At 32.7% G+C, this 23,697-nt stretch carries 23 protein-coding genes and 4 pseudogenes; 7 read left to right on the top strand and 20 right to left on the bottom strand.

Features of this window, described 5'->3' with window-relative positions:
- Positions 1-177: 177 nt before the first annotated feature.
- Together AN161_RS28035 and AN161_RS26540 are read left to right on the top strand one after the other, a co-directional pair.
- Positions 178-303 carry a hypothetical protein gene (locus tag AN161_RS28035; RefSeq protein WP_277815993.1) on the top strand — a complete coding sequence of 42 codons (126 nt, stop codon included), beginning with the start codon at positions 178-180 and terminating at the stop codon, positions 301-303.
- A gap of 389 nt (positions 304-692) precedes the next feature.
- Positions 693-1,373 carry a DNA alkylation repair protein gene (locus tag AN161_RS26540; RefSeq protein ID WP_053597309.1) on the top strand — a complete coding sequence of 227 codons (681 nt, stop codon included), beginning with the start codon at positions 693-695 and terminating at the stop codon, positions 1,371-1,373.
- 143 nt (positions 1,374-1,516) lie between these two features.
- Here AN161_RS26540 and AN161_RS30040 read toward each other — a convergent pair whose 3' ends face one another.
- From AN161_RS30040 to AN161_RS26565, 6 genes are all read right to left on the bottom strand, one after another.
- Positions 1,517-1,693 (bottom strand): hypothetical protein, encoded by a 177-nt coding sequence (locus tag AN161_RS30040; protein WP_158003112.1) that lies wholly within the window; start codon positions 1,691-1,693, stop codon positions 1,517-1,519.
- A gap of 175 nt (positions 1,694-1,868) precedes the next feature.
- On the bottom strand, positions 1,869-2,078 hold the full coding sequence (locus AN161_RS26545) for a hypothetical protein (RefSeq protein WP_343069222.1): 210 nt from the start codon (positions 2,076-2,078) through the stop codon (positions 1,869-1,871).
- Positions 2,079-2,092: 14 nt separating this feature from the next.
- On the bottom strand, positions 2,093-2,911 hold the full coding sequence (locus AN161_RS26550; protein WP_053597310.1) for a radical SAM protein: 819 nt from the start codon (positions 2,909-2,911) through the stop codon (positions 2,093-2,095).
- 38 nt (positions 2,912-2,949) lie between these two features.
- A complete protein-coding gene (locus tag AN161_RS26555; protein ID WP_053597311.1) occupies positions 2,950-3,477 on the bottom strand; it encodes a methylated-DNA--[protein]-cysteine S-methyltransferase in 528 nt (175 codons plus the stop codon).
- 3 nt (positions 3,478-3,480) lie between these two features.
- Positions 3,481-4,107, bottom strand: coding sequence for a bifunctional transcriptional activator/DNA repair enzyme AdaA (locus AN161_RS26560; protein WP_053597312.1), 627 nt, complete (start codon positions 4,105-4,107; stop codon positions 3,481-3,483).
- A 48-nt stretch (positions 4,108-4,155) separates the two neighbouring features.
- Complete coding sequence (locus AN161_RS26565; protein WP_053597313.1) at positions 4,156-4,869, bottom strand: 2OG-Fe(II) oxygenase; 714 nt, start codon at positions 4,867-4,869, stop codon at positions 4,156-4,158.
- Between the two features lie 323 nt (positions 4,870-5,192).
- Here AN161_RS26565 and AN161_RS26570 point away from each other — a divergent pair, with 323 nt between their 5' ends.
- Complete coding sequence (locus tag AN161_RS26570) at positions 5,193-5,438, top strand: DNA glycosylase (protein WP_158003113.1); 246 nt, start codon at positions 5,193-5,195, stop codon at positions 5,436-5,438.
- An 871-nt stretch (positions 5,439-6,309) separates the two neighbouring features.
- Here the strand turns inward: AN161_RS26570 and AN161_RS26585 are convergent.
- The 6 genes and pseudogenes from AN161_RS26585 to AN161_RS26610 form a co-directional block, all read right to left on the bottom strand.
- A pseudogene (locus AN161_RS26585) lies at positions 6,310-6,576 on the bottom strand (hypothetical protein); the annotation flags it as partial.
- 288 nt (positions 6,577-6,864) lie between these two features.
- Entirely contained in the window at positions 6,865-8,844 is a 1,980-nt protein-coding gene (locus AN161_RS26590; protein ID WP_053597318.1) for a sodium:proton antiporter, read from the bottom strand.
- A gap of 523 nt (positions 8,845-9,367) precedes the next feature.
- A pseudogene (locus tag AN161_RS26595) lies at positions 9,368-10,051 on the bottom strand (prolyl oligopeptidase family serine peptidase); the annotation flags it as partial.
- Positions 10,052-10,197: 146 nt separating this feature from the next.
- Positions 10,198-10,950 carry a glucose 1-dehydrogenase gene (locus AN161_RS26600; RefSeq protein WP_053597320.1) on the bottom strand — a complete coding sequence of 251 codons (753 nt, stop codon included), beginning with the start codon at positions 10,948-10,950 and terminating at the stop codon, positions 10,198-10,200.
- 93 nt (positions 10,951-11,043) lie between these two features.
- Complete coding sequence (locus AN161_RS26605; protein WP_053597321.1) at positions 11,044-11,310, bottom strand: hypothetical protein; 267 nt, start codon at positions 11,308-11,310, stop codon at positions 11,044-11,046.
- A 326-nt stretch (positions 11,311-11,636) separates the two neighbouring features.
- Positions 11,637-13,589 carry an LTA synthase family protein gene (locus AN161_RS26610; RefSeq protein ID WP_053597322.1) on the bottom strand — a complete coding sequence of 651 codons (1,953 nt, stop codon included), beginning with the start codon at positions 13,587-13,589 and terminating at the stop codon, positions 11,637-11,639.
- Positions 13,590-13,975: 386 nt separating this feature from the next.
- Here AN161_RS26610 and AN161_RS26615 point away from each other — a divergent pair.
- Positions 13,976-14,582: pseudogene (locus tag AN161_RS26615) on the top strand (FMN-binding negative transcriptional regulator).
- Between the two features lie 52 nt (positions 14,583-14,634).
- On the opposite strand, the gene AN161_RS26620 reads toward AN161_RS26615, so the two are convergent.
- Entirely contained in the window at positions 14,635-15,153 is a 519-nt protein-coding gene (locus tag AN161_RS26620) for a GNAT family N-acetyltransferase (protein ID WP_053597323.1), read from the bottom strand.
- An 88-nt stretch (positions 15,154-15,241) separates the two neighbouring features.
- On the opposite strand from AN161_RS26620, the pseudogene AN161_RS29240 reads away from it, so the two are divergent.
- A pseudogene (locus tag AN161_RS29240) lies at positions 15,242-15,325 on the top strand (YitT family protein); the annotation flags it as partial.
- A 521-nt stretch (positions 15,326-15,846) separates the two neighbouring features.
- On the opposite strand, the gene AN161_RS26625 reads toward AN161_RS29240, so the two are convergent.
- The 5 genes from AN161_RS26625 to AN161_RS26640 all read right to left on the bottom strand — a co-directional run bounded on the left by AN161_RS26625 (position 15,847) and on the right by AN161_RS26640 (position 20,069).
- The gene (locus AN161_RS26625; RefSeq protein ID WP_053597324.1) at positions 15,847-17,037 is read right to left on the bottom strand and encodes an MFS transporter; all 1,191 of its coding nucleotides are present in this window, start codon (positions 17,035-17,037) and stop codon (positions 15,847-15,849) included.
- Complete coding sequence (locus tag AN161_RS26630; protein ID WP_053597325.1) at positions 17,034-17,417, bottom strand: MerR family transcriptional regulator; 384 nt, start codon at positions 17,415-17,417, stop codon at positions 17,034-17,036. Before AN161_RS26630 ends, AN161_RS26625 begins: the two co-directional genes overlap by 4 nt.
- Before the next feature lie 680 nt (positions 17,418-18,097).
- On the bottom strand, positions 18,098-18,253 hold the full coding sequence (locus AN161_RS30045) for a hypothetical protein (RefSeq protein ID WP_158003114.1): 156 nt from the start codon (positions 18,251-18,253) through the stop codon (positions 18,098-18,100).
- Between the two features lie 213 nt (positions 18,254-18,466).
- Positions 18,467-19,240 carry a hypothetical protein gene (locus AN161_RS26635; protein WP_053597326.1) on the bottom strand — a complete coding sequence of 258 codons (774 nt, stop codon included), beginning with the start codon at positions 19,238-19,240 and terminating at the stop codon, positions 18,467-18,469.
- A 19-nt stretch (positions 19,241-19,259) separates the two neighbouring features.
- Positions 19,260-20,069, bottom strand: a complete 810-nt coding sequence (locus AN161_RS26640) for a hypothetical protein (protein ID WP_053597327.1) — start codon at positions 20,067-20,069, stop codon at positions 19,260-19,262.
- Positions 20,070-20,404: 335 nt separating this feature from the next.
- On the opposite strand from AN161_RS26640, the gene AN161_RS26645 reads away from it, so the two are divergent.
- Positions 20,405-20,875 (top strand): 3'-5' exonuclease, encoded by a 471-nt coding sequence (locus tag AN161_RS26645; RefSeq protein ID WP_053597328.1) that lies wholly within the window; start codon positions 20,405-20,407, stop codon positions 20,873-20,875.
- A 184-nt stretch (positions 20,876-21,059) separates the two neighbouring features.
- Positions 21,060-21,335 carry a hypothetical protein gene (locus AN161_RS26650; RefSeq protein WP_143115082.1) on the top strand — a complete coding sequence of 92 codons (276 nt, stop codon included), beginning with the start codon at positions 21,060-21,062 and terminating at the stop codon, positions 21,333-21,335.
- A 723-nt stretch (positions 21,336-22,058) separates the two neighbouring features.
- On the opposite strand, the gene AN161_RS26655 is transcribed toward AN161_RS26650, so the two are convergent.
- Together AN161_RS26655 and AN161_RS26660 are read right to left on the bottom strand one after the other, a co-directional pair.
- On the bottom strand, positions 22,059-22,475 hold the full coding sequence (locus AN161_RS26655; protein WP_053597330.1) for a tetratricopeptide repeat protein: 417 nt from the start codon (positions 22,473-22,475) through the stop codon (positions 22,059-22,061).
- A gap of 341 nt (positions 22,476-22,816) precedes the next feature.
- Positions 22,817-23,311, bottom strand: coding sequence for a GNAT family N-acetyltransferase (locus tag AN161_RS26660; RefSeq protein ID WP_053597331.1), 495 nt, complete (start codon positions 23,309-23,311; stop codon positions 22,817-22,819).
- Positions 23,312-23,697 lie beyond the last annotated feature (386 nt).

Below are 23,697 nucleotides of genomic sequence, written 5' to 3' on the forward strand. Positions count from 1 at the left end.
TATTGCTTATAGGGATTATTTTTTTAATGACATAGCCAATACAATAACACTAAATTCTCTTAGCCAACGGTTGGAACAATACTTGAATGTAGTGTAAATTTACGGTCTAACTATTTTGTTAATAGAAATGGTTGATGGGGGGTTTTTTTGAACACATCCTAAAATTGTAGAAATGATATTACTCTAATGTACGCTCAATTCCACGCAAATAAAGCTCAACTTGACGCTAAATTGTTACGTCTTAATAAAAGTAAAGGTTGGTTAGTTCCACTGCCATTACATGTAGATTATCCGGAAAGATAATATTTATTAAACGTGACAAATTGTCTCCCTAGTTTAAACTGGGGATTTATAAATGTTTTATTAATAAAATGCATAACGAGGTAATGCTATGAGGTAATTAAGGCATGTAAACAAACAGAAGCAGATGATAAAACAAACTGCTAACTACATAGTTATTTGTTTTTATTAAGAGGAAAAGGTTCTTTCGATACACATTTCGGAGTACCGAATGCCAACAAAGGAATCTTTTGTAATAATTTCAATAATTATTCTTGCTGCATTATTCTTGTTTTGGACAAACTTAAATCTAAATTTACTTTAAAATCTTGCTTTTATATTTAATTTTATCCTTTTAAAATTTTTTATCAGTTAAAATATAATAATTAATACAAGTAAAATGGGAGAGTACTATGATTGAAAATGTTAGAAATCAAATCTTTGAACTAATTGATACAGATTATCAGAAATTTTCTGCTGCGCTAATTCCTAATATAAATAATATTTTAGGTGTTCGGTTACCGGAACTTCGGAAAATAGCAAAGAGTATATCTAAAGATGATTGGCGAAATTACATTAAATTGGCTGAAAATGAATATTTCGAGGAAGTAATGCTACAGGGTATGGTCATTGGATATGCGAAAGCTGACATTGAGGAACTTCTCACTTATGTTTCTTCTTTTGTTCCTAAAATAGATAATTGGTCAACATGTGATAGCTTTTGTTCGGGGTTAAAATTTACAAAGAATAATAAAAACCTTATGTGGGAATTTTTAAAACCATTCTTTTGTTCAAAAGAAGAATATAAAATACGTTTTGGAGTGGTAATGTTATTAAATTATTATATTGAAGATAATTACATTGATAACGTTCTTAAAATCCTAAATAGTATAAAACATGAAGGGTTTTATGCAAAAATGGCAGTTGCTTGGGCTATCTCAATCTGTTATGTGAAATATCCTAGTATTACACTAGAATATTTGAAGAACAATTCACTTGACGATTTTACTTATAATAAAGCATTGCAAAAAATTACAGAATCCAATCGTGTTGATAAGGAAACAAAAAGTTTTATTCGTAGTATGAAACGGTAATATAAATGTGAGCTGAAAGTTAAAATTAACTTAAAAAACATATATTTGCAAAGCAACAAGTCCATTATAGAGAAGAATCTCTACAATGGACTTGTATCTTTTACGCCTATTGACTATTTGAAACTTTCCAGTCTGACCATCATTTAAAACTCCACGTATTCCCTCAAATGTCCGTAGTCCAACACCTCCTCTTTTTGAAAACCACCTTTAACTTCCCATAACCTTGCAAGTTCTCTCGCTGCAATGGTAGATGCCAGGTCACGACCATGTCCAATTGTAATAGATTCAATATATGGTTGTTCTGTAGTAAGTATGTTCATTAATAGTACAAGTTCTTTTTGAGTGTGGGCTTTGCTTTTATCTCTTTTTACAGTTTAGTTATAATATATTTTATACATTTTCTTTCTCTATCTTTTCTTTTTTCCACTCTGCATATTCTTTTAGCATACAAACAGCGCATGGCCTAAAGCCTGCTACAATTGCAGTTTTTTCATCTTAAAAAAACACTCGATGCTTAATATATCCGCCTTTAGCTATGGCTCTTAGTGCCGAGGGGCAATCTAATTTCACATATATTTTTCCTCTTCGATGTCCTCCTAGTGAACCTGGTTTATCACTTTGATATATCTTCAAATCAGCGTTTAACAGAGTGTATGTCTTTTTGGATATTTCTTTTTCAGTACTATTGTCAATAATTTCATTCATCAGCTGTATCCACCTTATGGTTCAAAACCAGATTGACTAATATAAATTTGATCTTTTGAAAATACTTCCAAAAACCTGCTATATACTTTTTGATAAACTTGGGGATTGTACCATTCTTCTAATTCCATTTCGATGTATTTCTTCTCAATGCCTATTTTTTTAGTTCGTTTCCCGTCACTACCATCACCCATAAAATAATCGTCTATACATACCCTACTTACATATTGCTTTAATTTATGCGGAAAAAGTTCTCCACTTGGCAATACTGGAGCAACTGCCACCTGAGTTGGTATTCCAGCAGCGTCTAGTTTTTCTAGTGTTTTTAACCGTGCCTGGATAGGTGGTGCTTCTGGCGTAAAGTGTTTACGAATGACCTCAGAATCAGTCTCAATGGTCATACTTACTCTCACTTTATTTTTTAATTGCTGTAATAAATCAATATCTCTACTTACGAGTGGACTTCTTGTCTGTATTAGTAAAAAATCAGGAGGATCTTCAACCATGACCTCTAATAACGATCTTGTTATCTTTTCCTTATACTCGACAGGTTGGTATGGATCAGTGCTAGATGACATAAATATTGTTACATTTCCTTTAGTTTTTGCTTTACGAAGTTCTTTAGCAAGTAATGTAGCAGCATTGCTCTTCACATCTACCCAATCGCCCCATTCACCTTCTCGAAAAAGAGATACAGGCATTTGGCGTACATAACAATAGGAACATCCAAATGAACAACCTGTATAAGGGTTTAATGAATGAGTATATCCTGAAAGAAAACCGGTCCCTTTATTGAGAATTGTCTTTGGATTTTTATATAGTAATTTATTATTCAATAAAACACCTACTCTTTCAAATTTTCCAAATGCATCACTTATTTTTTCAGACTAGAATTTTCTAGTTCTAAAAGCTTTTTCTTCATTTCAAGCCCACCACGATAACCAGTTAAAGTTCCGTTTTTTCCCACTACACGATGACAAGGAATAGCTAGTAAAGCTGGATTTGCTCCAATAGCTATACCTACAGCACGAACAGCTGATGGTTTGTTAATATAATTTGCTATATCCGAATAAGTCTTTGTTTGTCCATATGGAATGTCATTAAGTGCATTCCAAACTGAAAGTTGAAACGGTGTTCCTTTGTAATCAATTGAAAATGTAAATTGTGTTCGTTTCCCTTCAAGGTATTCTATTATTTCATCTAAATAAGGGTTTAATAATTCTTTATTTTCTACAAGCGTTCGTTTAGGATATTTTTTCTTAACCCAATCACTCAATTCTTCAAACGATTGGTTTTGTGATCCAACGAATAGAAGATTATTAGAAGTTGCTGCAACATAAATTCTCCATTCTTTTTGTGTAAGTAAAGACCAATAAATGTTTTGTTCATTGTTTGTATTCATTTTTTATTCCTCCTCTTTATCCATTAATCGATGTAATTTACGATATTGAATAGGTGTATGACCAAACTTATTTTTAAATAAGGTAATGAAATAAGTAGAATTAGGTATACCTACACATATAGATATATCTGTAATCGATTTATCTGTTTCAATTAAATACTTTCTAGCAGCATTTAATCTAACATGTTGTGTATATTCTGTAGGGGTAATTCCCTTAATTTTTTTAAATGTTCGATGCAAATGAAATGGACTCCCATGCGCAATTGCCCCTAATGATTCAAGATTTAACTTTTCGGTGAAGTTCTTATCAATGTACTCCGTAACAAGAGTTATCCATTCATTATCAGGTAGGTTTTCATTTGTAGGCTTACAACGTTTGCAAGGACGAAAATTTCTATTGAGAGCTTGTTCTGCTGTTAGAAAAATACGCACATTTTCTTTTTTTGGTGCACGTGATTTACATGAAGGTTTACAAAATATCCCTGTGGTTTCAACTCCATAAAAAAATTTATTATTGTATGTTGCATCATTGTTAATAATTGCTTTCCATCTTTCATCAGTCATTATTTCTACATTACTTATATTTTCAAGACGACCTCTTTGAATGTCGGAATTTTTTTTATCCTCCATTATTTTTTCACCTCTTTCTATAGATAACGCCCTTATAAACCTAGAAATTCATTTGGAATCATGAAAAATAATTCCAAGTCCATATCGTTCTCCTGAAGTTACAGTACTTACCCCGTGGCGAACAGTCGTTTTGTAGTATCCATTTTTACCTAAAAACGGTCTATTATTAGTAGGGAAAATCAGCGCACAACCCTGTTCCAATGTAACAACATGACCTCGACTTTGAGCACGAGGAATCTGCTCTACTAATAAGGATTCACCACCTGTATAATCCTTATCTCTTTGATTTAATACAACTACTACTTGGAATGGGAAAAATACATCTCCATACAAATCCTGATGCAAACAATTAAACCCACCTTTTTCATACTTTAAAATTAATGGAGTTGGTCTAAGTTGTTCATGTCGCTCACACTTTTCTAAAAACTCCTGATGTTTAAGTGGAAATTCAGCTGGTTTCTTTAAGTATTCTGACCATCTATTTGCTGCATTAGCTAACTCAGGGTAGAAACTTTCTCTTAAAACTTCGATTATTTGAGGTAACGGATATGCAAAGTATTTATACTCTCCATTCCCAAAACGATATCTGGACATATTTATCGTTGTTCTATATGGCTCCTTTTCGTTATAAAGCTTGATAAAAAATTCACATTCATCTTTTGTTAAAATAGGTGGAAGTATCGCAAATCCATGCTCATCTAACTCGTTATGAATAGATCCCCAATCCAAATTATTGATACGTGTTTGTATATTTGAAGTCATTTGTTCTTCTCCTTGTTGTTTTTTGTACAACAAAGTATAACTGCATGTGAACGAAAAAATAAGTTATTTCTAACGTAATAGCAAGATATTGAAGTTTTTTTCGTATTACTATGTGTTAATATACCAATCGACATAATTATTTTTAACGAAGAAGGGTACGCAAATGACATTGAACAAAATTGAAAATGATATATTTATTACGCACCTAGTGATTTTAATTAGAATCAAACTTTGGATATTTAACAAGAGAGAAAAATGAATGTATGTATGAGGTTGACGGTCATTCAGTCACAAGAATTATAACTATTGAGGATACTTCGTTTTTGATACAATTACACTTTACTGTAAATAAACTTTTGATTGCCCGAATTCCAAATACAGTAAAATTTGTTGAGGACTGGCAAATTGATGCAATTACTCAATTTGTTCGTGAGTGGTTTGACCTAGATAATGATTTAACTGCATTTTATGAAATGGCAAAAGTAGACTCACTTCTTAAAATGCCAGTTGAAAAGTTTAAAAGATTACGAATTATTGGCATCCCAGATTTATTTGAAGCTTTATGTTAGGGTGTTTTAGGTCAACAAATATCAATTTACCATTTGCCTATGCATTGAAAAGGGAATTTGTAGAAAAGTTTGGGGATTATATAGAATACGAAGGCAAAATATATTGGAGCTTTCCATCTTATAAACTAATTTCAAAGCTAACTCCCGATGATTTATCCGAAATTAAGATGACCATCAAAAAAAGTGAATATATTATTGAAATAGCAAAATTAATGGATAATAATGAATTGTCTAAAGATCAATTATTATTCATGAACTTAAAAGATGCGGAAAAAAGATGAATGCAAATTAGAGGAATCGGCCCATGACTGCTAATTATGTTTGGCTGTTTTCTAAAAGATTGTTGCTATTAAAACAAAAATACACAATAAATCTACAAGATGTGTGGAGAATGAACTCTGTCTTTTTGTTTTGATATTTCGCAAACCGAATTTTTAACTAAAGCACTCAGTTTAAATATGACTTCTCATAAATTTTTGGATGTTCGTAATAAGTAGTTGATTTTCTTATTTATTATTTACTCAAAGTGTTCATTAAAATATGGTTTTGATATTCAATTTATGTTAACCTTAAAGCATAATTACATTAACATAAATTGGATGGTGTAAAATGTCTCATAGTTTTGGCTTTTATTCACTCATTGTTTCTTCAATTTTGTTTGTCATACTTGTATTTATGAATTTTTTGGGATATTGGACAGCAGATAGATTCCAACAAATTTTATATTTCTTTTGTATGGTATCGGCAGTTTTCGCTGCGGGTATTGAAACAGGAAAGAAACTGAAAAACAGAAGCTGATTAGAATCGGCTTTTTTACTGCACATTTCCCTCAAATATTCATTCAACATTGCTATGAAACCACTGAATCTGCTTAAAAAGCATCTAAAGAAAGATGCTTTTTGTTTTTTCTTATTGCTTCAACTGTGAAATAGTTAGATTTTTGACAAGCTGAAATAAGCATTTGCTCTACCCGATTTTCAAATGCAAAGTTTTGATGTAACTCAAGCCAACGATACCAGTAAAGGTAACTATCCAAATAATACGTATCAACACCTTGAAATCGTTCCATCCATCCTTTCAAACGGCGATGGAAGTTATTAACGTGTTGTATGTGGAATATCCCTTTTTTTACTCGTTGAAATAAGTTTTAATAAAAACTATATGCAGACATTTTTTTAATAAGCTTCCTACCGATCAGTCTGGACGGAGAGTCTCTTGCCTGTTAAGCTACGTAAAGGTCTACCAGTACTCGGCGTACCGAACGTCTACAAAGGAATCTTTTAGCAATGTATTCAAAAAAAATAACATACACAGAAACCTGCAATATGAACGTGTAGTAGACGTGCTATAATCTACCTACCGTTGTAAACAACCAATACACCGAAGCAAATAAAAAGCCCAGCAAATTATGCTAGGCTGGCACCCTTTATTCTTCCTCTTCAAGTAAAATAACACTTTCCAGATTATTTACAAATCTTCTTAATTCTTTTGCTAATTCATTATTTATATCACCAGCCTGATACCATTCATTTATAAGATTTCTTTGTGCTTCAATGGCTATTAAAGCTAAGTATTCTTTTTGTTCTTCCTGTTCTGAAGAATCCATTTTATAAGATGAATATTGTAAGTGACGATAATAAATTTCCACTTTTTGCACAATATCTAAAGAAAATTCATTCGTTTCTTGAACATGCTTTATAATTGATGATGTCACATAATCTTTTAAATCTTTTTTTACATGATTAATTTGTTCTACAACATCGGCTGGTAGTTTGCTCATCTTCCGTTCACGTAAAAAATGGCGTAAACGACGTTTTAACAAAGTAAACGTTCGGTTATTTAACATATCTTTTCTTTCTTTAAGAATATAGTCAATTTCCTGTTGAATTGATTCATTTAATCCATGCTCAGCCATATATTGCTTCGTATAAATTATTTCTAATTCCATCCCAACTTTTCTAGCTTCCAACATTTGTTGCCTGTACTTTTGAAATGCTTCTTCTGACTGTTTCCGCTCAATATTCAATAACATTGCGTTATATTGATTCATTAACTTTAGAGCTATAGCAGCATTTTCTTCAACTGTTTCATGTTGAATACTACGAATCGCATGTTTTAACATTTCTCTTTTTTCATTCATTAAATTTGGCTGTTTGGCTTTATCTTGTTCATTTAATAAAGGTAAAAATATGGTTGCCATTATCAAGGTGAATAAAATAACACCTGCAGCTAAAAAGATGAGTAATTGACGATTCGGAAATAATTCTCCTTGATTTGTTACTAGAGGTAATGATAATATTCCTACCATCGTGATCGTACCACGAACGCCAACAAGCGTTGTCACAATATGGTCTTTAATTGTCACTGTTTCTTCGTTCTTAAATATTTTTTTATCTACTATATTAAAGAACATCACCCAAGCAAAGCGGATGACTAACACCATCAAGCCAATTCCTAGCACATATAAAATCAGGGTACTATTGCGAATTTCCTCGCTTACTAATATAGAATTTGTAGCAGATGGTAACATCAACCCTAGCAGAAGGAAAATAACCCCATTCAATGTAAAAGTCACAATTGACCAAACATGTTCTGTAACAACTTGTTCTTGTGCTATGAAGTTTTCGGTCTTTTCTTTAACAATTGCCGCAATAATTCCACCTGTTACAACTGTAATTACCCCTGATGCATGAAACACCTCTTCTGCTATCAAATATAAAAGAAAGGGTGTTAGAACTTGTAGCAAGACGTAAAATGTTGAATCCACTATTCCTATACGGCGAAGATGAAGTCGTATCAAAAATATTGCTAATGCACCGAAAATACCTATAATTAAACCAACAAAAAACATATAAAGAAAATCACTTGTTGCTGATTTCAATGAAAAATAACCAGTTACAATCGCCGCTACTGAATATTTAAACGCGATTAACCCCGATGCATCATTGATTAAAGATTCCCCACGAACTAAATTCATTATACGATCTGGAATATGAACTCGTTTGGCAATACTATTTACCGCCACTGGGTCAGTAGGCGATAAAATAGCCATTAAAGCAAAGGCAGCCGCCAAAGGAATCGACGGAATCATCCAGTGCACAAATAGACCACCAACGATAGTCGTTAATAATACTAATACAATAGCGTTGCCTAAAATCGGTAATCGCATTTTCCATAATTGTTCACGAGGAAAATGTGCGCCATCATAATATAGTAACGGTGCAATAAACAATAGCAAAAACCATTCCGCTTCGATTTCAATGGTAAAATCCTTTGCTACTAAAGCAGCTAAAATTCCAACTGCAATCTGAATTAAAGCAATAGGGATAAAAGAAATATAATGCGCCAAGACATTTGTCACTAATAATAATACAAGTAGTATTATTATCGATATTAAGATCTCCATGTACGGCCTCCTTTTTCTAAGAAATATGTCCCCAGTTTTTCTAGGTCAACCAAATTATATTTTACTAATCCCTCCTAATTGTAAATAAATAAGGTTTTGCTGTTCAATAAAATATAGTCTTTCACAGAAGTGAGCTTCAGGAAGCCCCCTTCTTCAGAGGTGGGAGGAATGAAGTGCTTTTTTCTTTATAGAACATACGTTTATATTGTATATTGTGAATAATCGAAAAATAAAGGGGTGGCGGGTAATGACGAAATGGAAGAAAGATTGTTTTATTATAGAACTCAAGTTACTTATAGATACATGGCAAAAGGTTATCCTATTAAAACGTTTTGAAATTGCCCGTACACTCTATAATNTGCAGTAAAATACTTTCATGCAAAAATCAAAACACTATCGAAAACAATTACGTTGTTACCAAAAAGCGAAAAAAACGAATGATTCAAAAGAATTGAAGCAGACCGCAAAAGAATTAAATAACATTCGTCAATCTTTTGGATTAAGTGAATATCAACTGCATGCCAGAACTATATGCCATTCCTTTAAAAATAATTAATTCTGTATCAACTTCCATATCCCTTAATCCTTGATATAGCTCATATGCATTTGGAGTTGGAACTCTTGCATCCTTTTCGCCATGTTGGATTAAAGTGGGAGTACAGGCTGATTTAATATATGTCATTGGTGACGTTTTCGTATATATCTCTGGATCATTCCATGGATCATTTCCTAAATACATCCTAATAAAGTAAGGTATATCTGTATTTACATAATGGGTACTCCAATTAGTAATTCCACCTCCAACTGAAATAGCTTTAAATCTACTACTAAATGTAGAACAGAAAGCTGATATATATCCCCCGTTGCTCCATCCCATAACCCCTACTCTATCTTTATCTGCAATCCCTTTGTCAACTAGTTTATCCACTCCAGATATAACATCATCGTAGTTAGCAATTCCCAATTTTCTATAGATTGCTTTTAAGAATTCATTACCATAACCAGAACTTCCCCTGTAGTTTGGTTCTAAAACGATAAAGCCTTTTTCGATAAACTGTTCATGATTCCTATATTTATTGTCTTTCCAGTTAGCTGTCTTCTTGACAAATGCTACGTTTTTGCCATCATCACTTATGTTTGTACCTGATAAAGTTGGTAATGAAATACTCTCTTCTATACTTAGATATGTTTTTTCATTCATTCCCATTAATAAACCCCCTCGTTAACTCTCTTCCAATATAGCACCTCGTTAGTTCAATAAAATGTATTATACGAATAACGTAAAGGAAAGAAGATATAATAGTCATCTACATTACTAATTAAGAATTCCCCAATAAAATTCCTTTATTTCGATTATCTCCCACCACTAACATTCATAATTTCTCCGAGGATATAATTTGAAGCATCGGAAGAAAGGAAGGCAATTACCTCTGCTATTTCCATAGGTGTTGCAGCCCGTTTTATTGGTACAGATGAAGCCATACGCTCAAGTCGATTATCGCCAGGAGCAAATTTATCGTGAAAAGGTGTTTCTACCATTCCAGGCGCTACCCCATTCACGATAATTCCATATTCAATTAGCTCTCTGGACATTCCAATCGTCATTGTATTTATCGCCCCTTTAGCAGATGCGTAATGAATACTTTCCCCTGCCCCTCCAATTCGTGCAGCCGCTGAAGATACATTAATAATTTTTCCACCTTTTTTTGGAATCATATGTCTTAATACAGCTTGGGAGCATAAGAGAACACTATTTACATTTAATTTGAACGTTTCTTCCCATAGCTCTTCACTCATATCCATAAATGTACTTTGACGGATGCCACCACCAGCGTTATTAACTAAAACGTCAATTGTGCCAAATGAAGAAATAGCTTGTTCAACCATTGAGTTCACTTCTTCTTTATTAATAACATCAGCTTGAATTGCAATGGCGTCTCCATCTTTTTCTTGAATACGTTGGACGGCTTCCATGGCACCCTTCACATTTGAATTATAATTAATAATTACTTTAGCCCCTCTAGATGCCATTAACTCGGCCGTGGCAAGTCCAATACCTGAGCTTGCGCCTGTAATGAGAATAACCTTTCCTAATAAGTTATGCATAGCTTCTTCCTTCCTACAAAATGTTTTTAATAGTAATTCGACATTTTACATCGTTAAACCTTTTGAAGAATTTTTTGTATCATATAATTTATTTCAAGCTTTTCTTGACCAAATGACAACTGGAATAAGGATTAAAGATAATAGACCTCCAGCTAAAGATAATGTTGCATAGCTTGCATTAGCTACTACCCTTTGGCCCTGCAACAGCTCCAAGTGTTGTACCATTTTTAAAACCCTCTGCTTTGCGAAGTTTAGGCTGTCTCTTGCCTGTTGAATTACGTACAAATCGCCAGCCTTCGGTGTACCGAACGCCAACAAAGGAATCTTTTTAAATACATAAAAAATCAATGCTATATTCATAATTTTTCTTTCATTGAAAACCTCAAAAAAAGCTTAGGAATAACTCCTAAGCCTTTCAATCTTTCTATTATTGTGTAACGCTTGATTTGAAATCGTCTAAAGATGTAAAGTAGGTTATCATCCTTATTCCAATCAATAGAGTTAGCTATTTATATCTAATACTATATTTGCTGCCTTATCAGATGCACTTAAACGTAAAGAGGTCTATTAAAAAATTAATATAACATCTACAATTCAAGTTAACGGTAAGATACCATAAAGCAATCGGATAATAAACTCTTTGATATCAAACACATCTTCTTGAACTGCCTAGCAAATTGCAACAATTAATTAGATTCTACATTCGCATCTTTGGAGTAATTATACTGAGAAGGATCAACTGGCGTATAACCTTTTGGCGTATAGAATCTCAATAAGTCACCATTCACGACTTTATCAGATAATTCCAATTTGCGATCTACTTTATTTTTGATAGTTTTCGCAAACTCTAATTGACTATCATCTAGTTGTAAACCTGTCTCATTATCATAAAATTTCCCATTAATTGAATCAATCGTAGGACTGACAAAATCGCTATTTCTAAATGGTACAATTTGATCATGCTCTTTTGATAATAAGTCGGAACCAAATTGAACAAATTTTTGCGTATCAATTCCTAGTAAATGTAATAACGTTGGAAGAAGGTCTGTTTGGCCACCATAAGTATGGTTGGTTCCACCTTGCATTCCTGGAACATGTATAAATAATGGTACGCGTTGTAAATTAGCACTTTCATATGGTGTAATTTCTTTTCCAATGACTTGTTCCATCGCGTCATTATGATTATCTGAAATACCGTAATGGTCACCATAAAGAACAATCATCGAATTATCATATAAGCCTGATTCTTTTAATTGATTGAACACTTGTTTGATTGCTTCATCTGCATAACGTGCTGTTTGGAAATAATTATCTACACTTGCATCTCCAGTATTAGCTTTATTAATTGTTACTAAGTCTTGATTCATTTTATATGGAAAGTGGTTCCCTACCGTAATTAATTTCGTATAAAAAGGTTGTGGTAACGAACTTAAAAGACTTTCAGATTGTTTAAAGAATGGTTTATCTAACAAACCATATTCAGCCATGTTTTCTGAAGATCCAGTGTCATAATAACTAGCATCAAAGAAGTGATCGAATCCAAATGATTTATAAATCTCATTTCGATTCCAGAAGCTTCCGTTATTACCATGGAATACAGCCGATGTATAACCATAATCTTTTAAAATACTAGGAGCTGCTTGGTACGTATTTTGTGCTTTTGTAATATAAGCAGATCCTTGTGGTAATCCATACAAAGAATTTTCCAGCATAAATTCTGCATCAGAAGTTTTACCTTGACCTGTTTGATGGAAGAAATTATCAAAATACATAGTATTCTTATCTTTTGTTAATGAATTTAAAAATGGTGTAACTTCTTCACCGTTTAATTTATAGTTGATAAGAAAGTTTTGGAATGATTCTAAATGTAAATAGATGACGTTCATTCCTTTTGCTCCACCAAAATATTCTGCATTAGGTTTGGCGTAGTTAGCTTTTGTATAGTTAATCACTTCTGTAATATCACTACTATCCGCCAAAGCTCTCTGTGAAGATGATTTCATAGTTTCTACTGAATCATAAATCGTATAGTTATACATTCCTAGATATTTCACAATATAGCTTCTATCAAAACCTCGAGTTAGTAGTTGCGGACGATTAGATTCAGCTAGTCCTAAATTTAGGATTGATACTGCTAATGCAAAAGTAATGATTGCCGTTGCTTTTTTATATCCAAAACGATTGGTATCTTTTTGTATTTTTCTTGAGAATCGTAGGTAAAACATTACAAATACATCCACAAAGAACAAGATATCATAAGGCTTTAGTAAAGAAAGAACACTACCACCTAAATCTCCGAAGTTCTGTGTTTGGAAAATCGTAGGCAATGTAATGAAATCACTAAAAAATCGGTAATAAACAATATTAGCATATAAAAGAATAGACATCAGAGTGTAAACTACAACTAGTGATGTATATTTTCTCTTTCCTCTAAATAAAAATGAAAATCCTAGAAATAGCATTGCGGAACCTAGTGGATTTATTAGTAAAAGGAATTGTTGAAGCGATCCTTCTACGCCTAGTTTAAATTGTGCTGTTTGAGCGATGTATGTTTTAATCCATAACATTAAAACAGCTAATATATATATCCCTAAAAAGTTGTTTAATAGGTTATCTTTTTTACTTATTAAATTTTTCATTTTTGCACCTACCTTTTACTTATTAAATTTAAATCTAAGTGTATATTAACTTAGATTATAAGTATTTTTGTATTGCATTGCATTTGAAAAAATGTTACTTCACAATAGCTTTTTCGTAGCTTATGTATATTACTCCCCATTTAGACTTCTGTCAAGTTGTTAAACATCATAAAAGACAATTAGTATAATTATTTCCAACAATCATAAATCTCGTCATAAAAAATACCCCGAAAACGTTAGTTATTTAACTAACATTTTCGGGGATTTTAAGCCATAACTTTTTCTGTTATATCTCCGTTAAGTTCAACCACGCAACCGTTTCACAATGTGGTGAGTGTTGATGGTGTACAAAGTTTTAGAAGTAGTAGGGTCACCAAAATATAAAAATTCGCTTTCCTCTATTAATCAAGTATAAGCTTTACGGAACCTTCTCAGAATTTATTAAAGACAATTCCTTTGCAACAATTGTTTCAATAAGAAAAGAAAAACCAATAGCATCCCATGTACCATTATTATTGAATAAAATTGAGGATGAATATTACCTCACAGGTCACTTTGCATATGGAAACCCTCTTTGGAGGACTTTTCAGGACATAGATGAAATATTAGTTATATTTAATGGTCCACATGCGTATATTTCTTCTTCTTGATATGAAAATGAAAATGTGCCAACCTGGAATTATCAATCAGTTCATGTTTATGGAAAAGCAAGTCTCATGGAAGGAAATGAGTTAGAACAGGATTTAACTAATTTACTTGAAAAATATGAGAAATTCTGTAAAAATTCTGTATTGTGGGATAAACTTTCTCCTGAAATGTTACAACAAGAGATAAAAAGAATAAAAGGATTGAGAATTAAAAAAAAAGAAGTTCAAGCTGCCTATAAATTAAGTCAAAATCGTAATGCTACTGATTACGCAAATATTATAAGCGAGCTTTAAGGATCCTAATGCTTCTGCAGTGGCAGAAGCCATGAAGAAAAATAGAAAATGACTAAAACAGAAGGCAGAAATGTTGTTATGTCAACGTTTCTGCCATAAATATTTTATTTAAGTGGTTTTGTCATGATGATATCAATTTGTTCTTCAACACCCATATAAAAAGAGTGAGCCCCAGTTTGGATAAAACCTATTTTCTTGTAAAAACCTATGGCATTATCATTCTTTTCCCAAACACCTAACCAGATGTTTTTTTTGTTTTGTGCTACAGCTATTTCCATCGCTTTGTTGATTAAAAGTTTTCCAAGTCCTTTTCCTTGATATTTATTTCTAATGTAAATTCTTTCAATTTCTAGTGATTCATCCCCCATTTGTTCTGATTGAGCCGCATTGACATTTACCTTTAAATAGCCAGCAGTTTCTTCGTTGTAATAGATGAAATAGAATTCCGAATTTGGATTGGACAATTCTTTCTTCAGCCGTATAGTATTAAATGCTTTCTCTAAATAAGTTCTCATATTTTCAGGTGAGTTCTGATCTTTAAATGTGTCATGGAATGTTTCGATACTGACTTCTTGAAGTTTTATTAAATCTCCTATACTACACTTACTAAATTTTACTGTCATTGATTACACTCCTTTATAGTTAACTCTCTATAAATTTAATTTATTTTTATTGTATTTGCAATAAAAATAACTAAAAGAGGTATTAAATATGAAATATGCATTTTATGTAGTAGGCATTTTAATCTTAACATTGGGGATATCTTTCACTATTCAATCTACCCTTGGCATTTCACTTTGAAGTAACGCCTTAAAGACATTGGTTACTCCGAAACATTTCCAAATGTTGTTGTTTAATAACATATTACAAATAGACAAAATTTTCTACCGTGGCACTTTAGTAGTCTCTTGCCTGAAACACAACGTCTTACCATTGAATAATCAATTCCTAATTCTTTCGCTAATGGTTTTTTAACTCATACCCTCTTTTGATTAGAATGAATAAAGTTATTTAATCAAAAATGTAAGAGTCTTACTACAAAATAGAAATCTAATGAACAACTAACTACGTCATTTTTTGTTTTATTGATTAAATTTATAGACAACAAAGAATTAGATGTTAGATGAACATACGCAAAAAAAGAAACAAATAAGAATACAAATAGAATAACTTCAACTTAAATAAGTCGTATTCCTTACTATGCGCTAAGGAATCGACTTTTTGTAAATGATTATTAACAGTTATAAAAATTGACTAGTATTTATTCTAGTGGAATCTCCCTATTAAACTACCTACTTTAAAGCTACTATGGAATATCAAAACTGTCCTGAATAATTTTGATTACTAATACTAGCTTTTTTGTCTGTTGCTCTATTAACCAAAACAAATATTATTAATGCTACAATTACTAAAATGGCACTACCAATACCAACATAATTAATTGAACTAATACTAATTACTCCTCCACCTACTATTGCACCTAGACCTATCCCCATGTATAGGGCTGAAGCGCTGAAGGATAAAATCATTGACGCTTGTGAAGGATTTAAAGAAATTAGGAATGAATTAAGAGCTGGATTCATTCCGAAACCAGGAATCCCCCATAATAAACTAGCTAGTCCTACAAGAATTATTGATAATGTGGATGGAGTTAGTAACATTAACAATGAGAACACCGCTAATAAAATTGAAAATCCAAAAAGTGATAATTTAAGTGTTTTTGGAGCACCAATTCGATCAGTTAAGTATCCCCCGACCAAATTACCGAACAAAGCACCTATTCCTAATAAAAATAAGAAAATACTTATATTTTCCACGCTTGTAATTTCTGTAATTATTGGTGCTATATATGTGTAAGTCATGAAACCACCTGTTGTACTAATAATGCTAACGCTTAATGTTAGAATAATAATCTTGTTGAAGCTCTTTAATCTTTCTTTAATACTCAATGATGCTTCCCGTTCTATTTTAGGTAAGAAAATCATAACTCCTATAACTGTTATTAAAGAAATTACTGCTACAAATACAAAAGAATATCGCCAAGTTATAGCATTTCCAATTGATGTACCAATGGGAGCCCCTAGAATTAATCCTACTGTTATACCAGCAATTACAAATGACAAAGCTTTTCCTCTCATTGTGTCGGGAACTAAACTTGTAGATGCAGCCATAGCTAAGGGCGTAAACACTGCGGCGGCTAAGGAAGCCAATATTCTTGTTAAAAATAATAACTCTAAAGAAGTCACAATTGCAGAAAGACAATTTGCGATCGTAAATACAATCATCGATACGACTAATAAAGTTTTTACAGGTATATTTAAAGTTAGAGTTCCCAAAACTGGTGCACCGACTGCATACGCGATTGCAAATGCAGTGACCAATTGTCCGGCTGTTGCAATTGATACATTCATATCATCCGCAATACTAGGTAACAAACCTGCAATAACAAAATCATCTGTTCCTATAATAAAAGTTCCGAGTACTAATATAAGTAGACGATAGTTCAATTAATCCCTTCTTCCTCTTTTTTCTTTTCTTCTTGCCAAAATTTAAGAAGTGTCTCTAAATGCTGTTCAGTGCCCCTGAGATGTTGGATTTGTTCACGTACACTTATTAATTTTTTTGAGTACAGTTCGATGGCTGAATCTGCACATCCATTATTTTTAACTATTTGAAAATTATTACAAGAAATAATAGGATAAATTTCGTCAGTGTTTAACCCTAATTCCAAAAACAGCTGAACAGCTTGCACTTTCTCGATATCTGATTCTCTAAATTCACGATAACCATTTTTTAATCTAGAAGGACTAATTAGTCTCTTTTTTTCATAATATCGTAACGAACGCTCACTCACTCCCGTTCTCTTCGAAAGCTCCCCTATCATCATTGGTGTTCCCTCCTTTTTTAGTGTTGTTACTGCAATAATAAAGTATTACACCATGTCAGGGTCAATGACTTTTATTTTTTTCACAAGAAATGAACATATGAACAAATGTCTTTTGCCTGAAACCCAACGTCTTACCATTGAATGATCAATATCTAATTCTTTCGCTACTGTTTTATAACTCATACCCTCTTTTGATTTTCATTTAATAAAGTTATTTAATTTTAATTAAAAAGGTAAGAGCCTTACTACAAATTATAAGTAGCAAGGCTCTTTAAGTTTTTTCGTTTACATCCAATAATTATTTATCCCTTAAAAAATGAATAATAAGTTTATATTTCTTATTCAACAAACGCATCCGTTAGCCATCCATGAAGCGCAATAAACAGCACTTCACCACAGAAAATGAAAGATAATTAAGTTCTTTCATGGGAGTTTAAGTGCATTTCTTCACAATCCTCATAGTCAAAATAATATAAATATCCAATAAGAAATCATCTCACCCCTATGAATCTAATGGATTTTAGGAATGGTATCATTTCACTTATAACCAAACTTTGTAAAGCCATTGGTTACTCTGAAACTCTTCCGAATGTTGTTGCTTAGTTACCATTTTAATAAAATCACCAACTGTGGCACTTTAAGGGCGGTCTGTTGCCTGATAAGTTTTCTAGCATGGTCTGCTAGTTCGGTGTACCGAGTGACATCAAAAGAACACCATCAGACGCCCCTGTTTGTGCGAGTATAGAGATTAGCTCTATTTCTGTTGTTCTAAACATTAGTGCTACAACTAAAACCACAACAAACAAAATTACTTTAATTCGCTCTTTCTTTGCCATTTCGTGGGTAACTCTTTGTGCAAACAAGGAATTTTCAAAAATATTTGCCCCTAACTTTAGTCAAGAAGGTTCCAATCCATTATTAGAATACCCAATAGTTCTTTCATTATCTAAAGGAACATTAAATGAGTTCGTTAACAAATGTACCCTTCTAATTATCAACTTCATTAGGGATGCAAGCTGAATAGCCTACTTTCTCGACACCCTCTTAAGTTATCTACTAAATACATGAAGCCAATCTAAAGTATTTTCGCTAAAATCCTTTAAGGTAAAGACGATTTCCTTTTCTGCCCAAGTGACAAATGTTTTCGTTTTATCATCTGCATAAAAGTGCATTTGTCCTACAATTTGTGGTCTTGGGTAGTAGCCACTTTCTGTACCATTTGTTATTTCACTTACTAAATCTTTTTCTTTAATCCATTCAACCAGCTCTTGCTCGGATTTTTCTCTTGAATAAGCAAAAACATACCATCCGCTATTATTTGTCCAGTTGACGACACTTTCGTCGCCAGCAATGAATGGATAAATTAATTCCGGACCCGCATCAGCAACATAATCATCGTGTAATGTTAGCTGTATTTTTACATCATCATCTGCTTTCAATTCATCTTCATAACGAGTAACAGTTAATTGTCCGATGTAGTAGCCATCTGTTATGTTCGGTGCATCTAGTGCTACTTCTTTATCAAATTCATAAAATTCGAATGTAATTTCATTTTCTGTAGTCGTCGTTTTTGCTGTTAAAAATTTATCTTCTGCTATAGGGTAATTTGTAGGAAGTTGAACTTGCCATTCAGCCGGTATAGCCGATTGAAAATCAACATATTGAATTTTTTCTTCATCTATTTGATTATTGTTGTTATCTATTTCAACCTCGTTCTTGTTTGTTTCCTCAGCGGGTTCTTTATTTGGCTCCTCGTTTGAGCTATTGTTACAAGCTACAAGTAGTAACGCTGTGCTGAGTAACATAATAAGTATTTTTTTCATTGTGATTGTATCTCCTTTATTAGTTAGCCGTTGGTGATGGAATGTCCACAGGCTCTCCCCATTGTAAAAATGTATTGCTTGTTGTATCGGATAACCCACTTATTGTAGCTGTGGCAATGTAATATGCACCTAAATAATTGCTTGTGACCCAAAGCTGGACATCTGTGAGTACAGCTCCTCCTACATTAATTGGACCTTCTGGAGCGAGATGCCAAGCTGTATCAACAAAGGCATCTGCATCAGGCACAGGACCTTGCTCAACGACATGCCAAGTAGGTGATTGTGCAAAGTTTTCAGCAATAGTCAGTGGGTAACCAAAAACACGCGTCAATTTCACTACATTAGAAGCAATCACTTCATCTGCATCATTTGGTTCATCTGTTTCCTCCACCCAACCCCCGCCAGGGATTTTCATCCACCCTTTATCGCCATCAACAATCACTGTGCTATCTTCACTTTCAACATACATCGAAAAATCAGGGGTCCACTTGAAATCTACCTTTGAAGTGGCATTAGATGAGATGACTTTATGTGAGCCACTACCCGCTGCTACCATGGCATCTCCCATACATGTGGCTAAATTTTTACCATCAATAACAGCTCCTGTTTCAAATAAAATACCTTCACAGGAAACAGGTAAAGGTGGATTGGCACCAGTATTTTCTTCTCCGACTTCTTTCTCAGATTCCTCCTCGTTATCAACAACTTCTTGTTCAACCTCTGTTTCAGCAGTTTTTTCATTATTCTCTTCTTTTAGAACAGCACTATTATTACTACTACATGCTGTTAGTAGCATTACGCAAAAGACTATACCAAAAAGTTTTTTCATTATAAAAAAAATCTCCTCATTTTAAAATTTCAAGCTATCAAAAAAAACTTAATTGGAAATGTGAATATTAAGATAATTAGGGAGTTAGTATTTATAAAATCATATTAATAGATACTATCACTAGCATTGCATTAATTAAATCATATGATTCGAAATACTAATAATTTTCAATCTTCAATAGATATATGTTTAAACAAAAAAAATCCTTTACAATGGAAGTACAGGGGTTCCTATCCAAATCCAATAGTAAAAGATTACCGTTATGGACAAGAATACACAAATTTCGTCATTTTGTAAATGGGTATCACCCTTAAATATTCAAAAACTGACTGAACTTGTTAAGGAACATAAACAAGACCACTACACAAGGGCCGCATGAGGTAATCAAGATTATTCGGTACCAGCTGGGCTATGATGGGAAATTGGAAAATATCGCGAAAAGTTTAAAGTTTAATAAAGATTACCTGATGGGGATTATTTATACTTTGGAGGAAATCGCCGCTCCGCTCAAAAGCATGGAGGATTTCGCCGGCCGGTTAAAACAGTTGGAGGAAATCATGAATGCCTCCAAATTCAAGAAAAACGAAAATGCAGTTACACTTTCTACCTTTCATAGCTCAAAAGGATTAGAGTTTAAAAACGTATACTTGGTTGATTTGATGCAGGGTGTAATCCCTTCCAAAGATGATGTAGAAGATAAGCATCGGTCCCAATTAACCGACTCATTGATGATTTCTTCAAATCTGATTTCGTCCATAAGGTTGGATAACAACTGTGCCGGCCCTACATCCAAGGTAAGAACCTGATCAGACATAAAATTTACTTCCACATCGATATTTACTGTAAAGTTCAATATCAAAGGGCGAAATCCTTCAAAAAATTAGGAATTAGAATTTTTCACATGCGAAATGTGAGTTAAAAGATCTAGCAAAAGGGAACGAGAACATCCTGGTAATCGGGAATGATAAACAGATGAACAGACTTCTCCTTATGACTATACTACGAGAACGGTTGAGCAACGAAGACGGCAGGTATTTTAAGGACCGGGATGACTTAGACTTAAAAAGTCTAGCTCCTCAATTAATGGAGCTCAAATCAAATACGGTGAAGTCATATGAAGATGCACGAGAGTTCGATCGCTTTATGCCGTTTATTCCTATATTCATAGATGAAATCAACACACCAGCTATAGCTCAATTTTTCCTTGAATACTGTGTTGGTCTAAGAAATCGTGTAACAGCTACATACACCGGATATGGTAGTTAATTATGTCAATAATATTGTTAAAGTTTTTATCATTTATGCAGAAGAAGATGGACAGAAAAAAATCGCTGTAGTTGATAACAGGAGGCAATAAAAATGCACTACTGAGATATACCGAGAACATATACTCTCGTTATATTTTTACGTTCAGGATTAAAGCTTTTGCTATTTTCATCAATTTCCTTAGATTTTGTTGTTTCACAATATCTTTCGAATGATCCTCACAATGGTCAGCAACTCATTTTTAAGTTATGAACGAACAATTACAATTAGTACCTAAGGCAATTTACTTTTTTATTGCACATTAGAAATCCTTCACAAAAAAATGTCTGCTTTCCATCATGTGCAGACATTTTTTATTAATAATATTTTTTGAGATATGTATTCTATATCAACAAAATGACTGTAGGAAATGGGGTTCATTTTATTAAAGACATATGCATTGGTTACTTTGAAACTCTTCCAAGTGTTGTTGTTTAGTTTATGCTGCTGTTGTTAGTTCGGAATATAGTTTGATTTAAAAATGCTATTCATTCCTTATTTAACAGCAAATACAAAAGCTCCATTCTGAAAAAAGATTGATCAAAATGGAACTTTTCGTTTTAACTAAGTTTGAGACTTTTATAAAAAAGTTTGATCATTTCCTAATAGTGTTCCTTTACAATCGCACCCTTTAATGGAATAACGAACTAGCTTCTATTAGCTGATTTGTTGAATAAAGAAGTATCATTTCTGGAGTTTTTCGGCTTCTTTATTATCCTGATTTGCTAATTCGCTTTCACCAATTTGCTCATAACAATTTGCTCTGAGTTTATATAGTGGAATTTTATCTTTATTAAGTTCTAACGCAGTAGTATAATATTTAATTGCTAATTCAAATTTATCTTGGGATTTCAATAAGTCAGCGATGATTCTATAAGGAATAGTTTCGTTAGCTTTAAGCGTAATAGAGTTCTTTAAGTCAGAAAATGCTTCTTCATTTTTACCTATTTCCACATATGCAAGTCCCCTATTATTTAGTACAATAGGGTCATTGGGATTATTATACAAGTATTCAGTTAAGTAGTCTATAACATCTTCATACTCATTAATCTCACCGTACATAAGCCTTAAATAATAGCGTTTAATCAGTTCATTATCCAATAATATCCTCCTCAATTTCGTACTTTCTTTCAGTATATTTTAACATAATTTTCCTAATTTCGATATTGAGTGTTATTCAAAAAAATGGCTCGTTTCTGGAACAAGAAAAAATCCTGCATACCGACACAGGATTTTTGATCAATCTTTTTTATAAACGATCAGATTTTATTATAAATGATCAATCTTTTTTACAAAGCTCCAGCTGAAGGCCCGTTTGTTGAACACAAGTTAAACAACACTCTTCAACTAACCGCCCCGTTAATTCAATAAGAAAAAATAGCTGCATATGTAACTCAATGATCTTCAAGTAAAGCACTCCGTTACTTCAATAAGGCTGTGCATTAAAAGTAATCGGGGATATCAAGTGATATGGAGCCAATATCATTTTCTTTTGAGTAATACATACAAACACTGTCTTTATATTTTTGACTATCATTAGGTAGTACAATAAAACCTAATCCTTTGTAAAATTCTATCCCAATATCACTATAAAGGAAAAAGTTGTTACATTTTTCTTCCTGTTCTAATTTATTTATCGTTTCTTTGACCAATAAAGAAGCATATCCGTTTTTTCTTAAATTTAAGGGAGTAGCGATTGAACCAATCCCTTTTACAATTTGGTTTTCAGAAAGATTTAATTCATATACGATGAGGGAACTTAATAGTTGCTTTGTATCTGTTGCTTCAAGAACGTACCACTTTCCCTTTTTATACTTATTAGAATCCTGGCACATAGTTATATATTCTTCATATGGCAGATTATCTCCCCAAACATCATAGCCCATCTTATAAATTTCTATCATATCCTCTTTTATTGCTTCCCTAATTTTTTTCAAAGTACCTCTCCTTGTGTTTTATACCGTTTATACATTCTTTTCGACATTAAGGTTATCAAGACCTCTATTCTAATTGTGCTAAACTGCTCCGTTAATTCAATAAGAAAAAAAGAGCTGCATATGCAACTCAATGATCTTCAAGAAAAGCTACTCGTTAGCCATCCATGTAGCGCAAAAACCAGCGCTACACCACAGAAAATGAAAGATTATTACGTTCTTTCATGGGAGTTCAATAGCGTTTTGCTTATCTTAGAAACGGCCTTATTTTAAGTATAATTCTTCAGAAATTCTCGATATTTGTAATAAGTAGTGGATTACCTTATTTATTAATTTCCTCATATTGTTCTAGTTGATTTAACTAAATTACTTCTAAATCATCCACTTCA

The organism is Lysinibacillus sp. FJAT-14222 (genome assembly GCF_001278875.1).
Classification (GTDB): Bacteria; Bacillota; Bacilli; order Bacillales_A; family Planococcaceae; genus Lysinibacillus; species Lysinibacillus agricola.

Excerpts from the sequence above, each read along its gene's own strand:
- AN161_RS26540 (WP_053597309.1), top strand. The coding sequence starts at position 693 with ATGATTGAAAATGTTAGAAATCAAATCTTTGAACTAATTGATACAGAT.
- AN161_RS30040 (WP_158003112.1), bottom strand. The coding sequence starts at position 1,693 with ATGAACATACTTACTACAGAACAACCATATATTGAATCTATTACAATT.
- AN161_RS26545 (WP_343069222.1), bottom strand. The coding sequence starts at position 2,078 with ATGAATGAAATTATTGACAATAGTACTGAAAAAGAAATATCCAAAAAG.
- AN161_RS26555 (WP_053597311.1), bottom strand. The coding sequence starts at position 3,477 with ATGAATACAAACAATGAACAAAACATTTATTGGTCTTTACTTACACAA.
- AN161_RS26560 (WP_053597312.1), bottom strand. The coding sequence starts at position 4,107 with ATGGAGGATAAAAAAAATTCCGACATTCAAAGAGGTCGTCTTGAAAAT.
- AN161_RS26565 (WP_053597313.1), bottom strand. The coding sequence starts at position 4,869 with ATGACTTCAAATATACAAACACGTATCAATAATTTGGATTGGGGATCT.
- AN161_RS26590 (WP_053597318.1), bottom strand. The coding sequence starts at position 8,844 with ATGGAGATCTTAATATCGATAATAATACTACTTGTATTATTATTAGTG.
- AN161_RS26600 (WP_053597320.1), bottom strand. The coding sequence starts at position 10,950 with ATGCATAACTTATTAGGAAAGGTTATTCTCATTACAGGCGCAAGCTCA.
- AN161_RS26605 (WP_053597321.1), bottom strand. The coding sequence starts at position 11,310 with ATGAATATAGCATTGATTTTTTATGTATTTAAAAAGATTCCTTTGTTG.
- AN161_RS26610 (WP_053597322.1), bottom strand. The coding sequence starts at position 13,589 with ATGAAAAATTTAATAAGTAAAAAAGATAACCTATTAAACAACTTTTTA.
- AN161_RS26620 (WP_053597323.1), bottom strand. The coding sequence starts at position 15,153 with ATGACAGTAAAATTTAGTAAGTGTAGTATAGGAGATTTAATAAAACTT.
- AN161_RS26630 (WP_053597325.1), bottom strand. The coding sequence starts at position 17,417 with ATGATGATAGGGGAGCTTTCGAAGAGAACGGGAGTGAGTGAGCGTTCG.
- AN161_RS30045 (WP_158003114.1), bottom strand. The coding sequence starts at position 18,253 with ATGGCAAAGAAAGAGCGAATTAAAGTAATTTTGTTTGTTGTGGTTTTA.
- AN161_RS26635 (WP_053597326.1), bottom strand. The coding sequence starts at position 19,240 with ATGAAAAAAATACTTATTATGTTACTCAGCACAGCGTTACTACTTGTA.
- AN161_RS26640 (WP_053597327.1), bottom strand. The coding sequence starts at position 20,069 with ATGAAAAAACTTTTTGGTATAGTCTTTTGCGTAATGCTACTAACAGCA.
- AN161_RS26650 (WP_143115082.1), top strand. The coding sequence starts at position 21,060 with ATGACTATACTACGAGAACGGTTGAGCAACGAAGACGGCAGGTATTTT.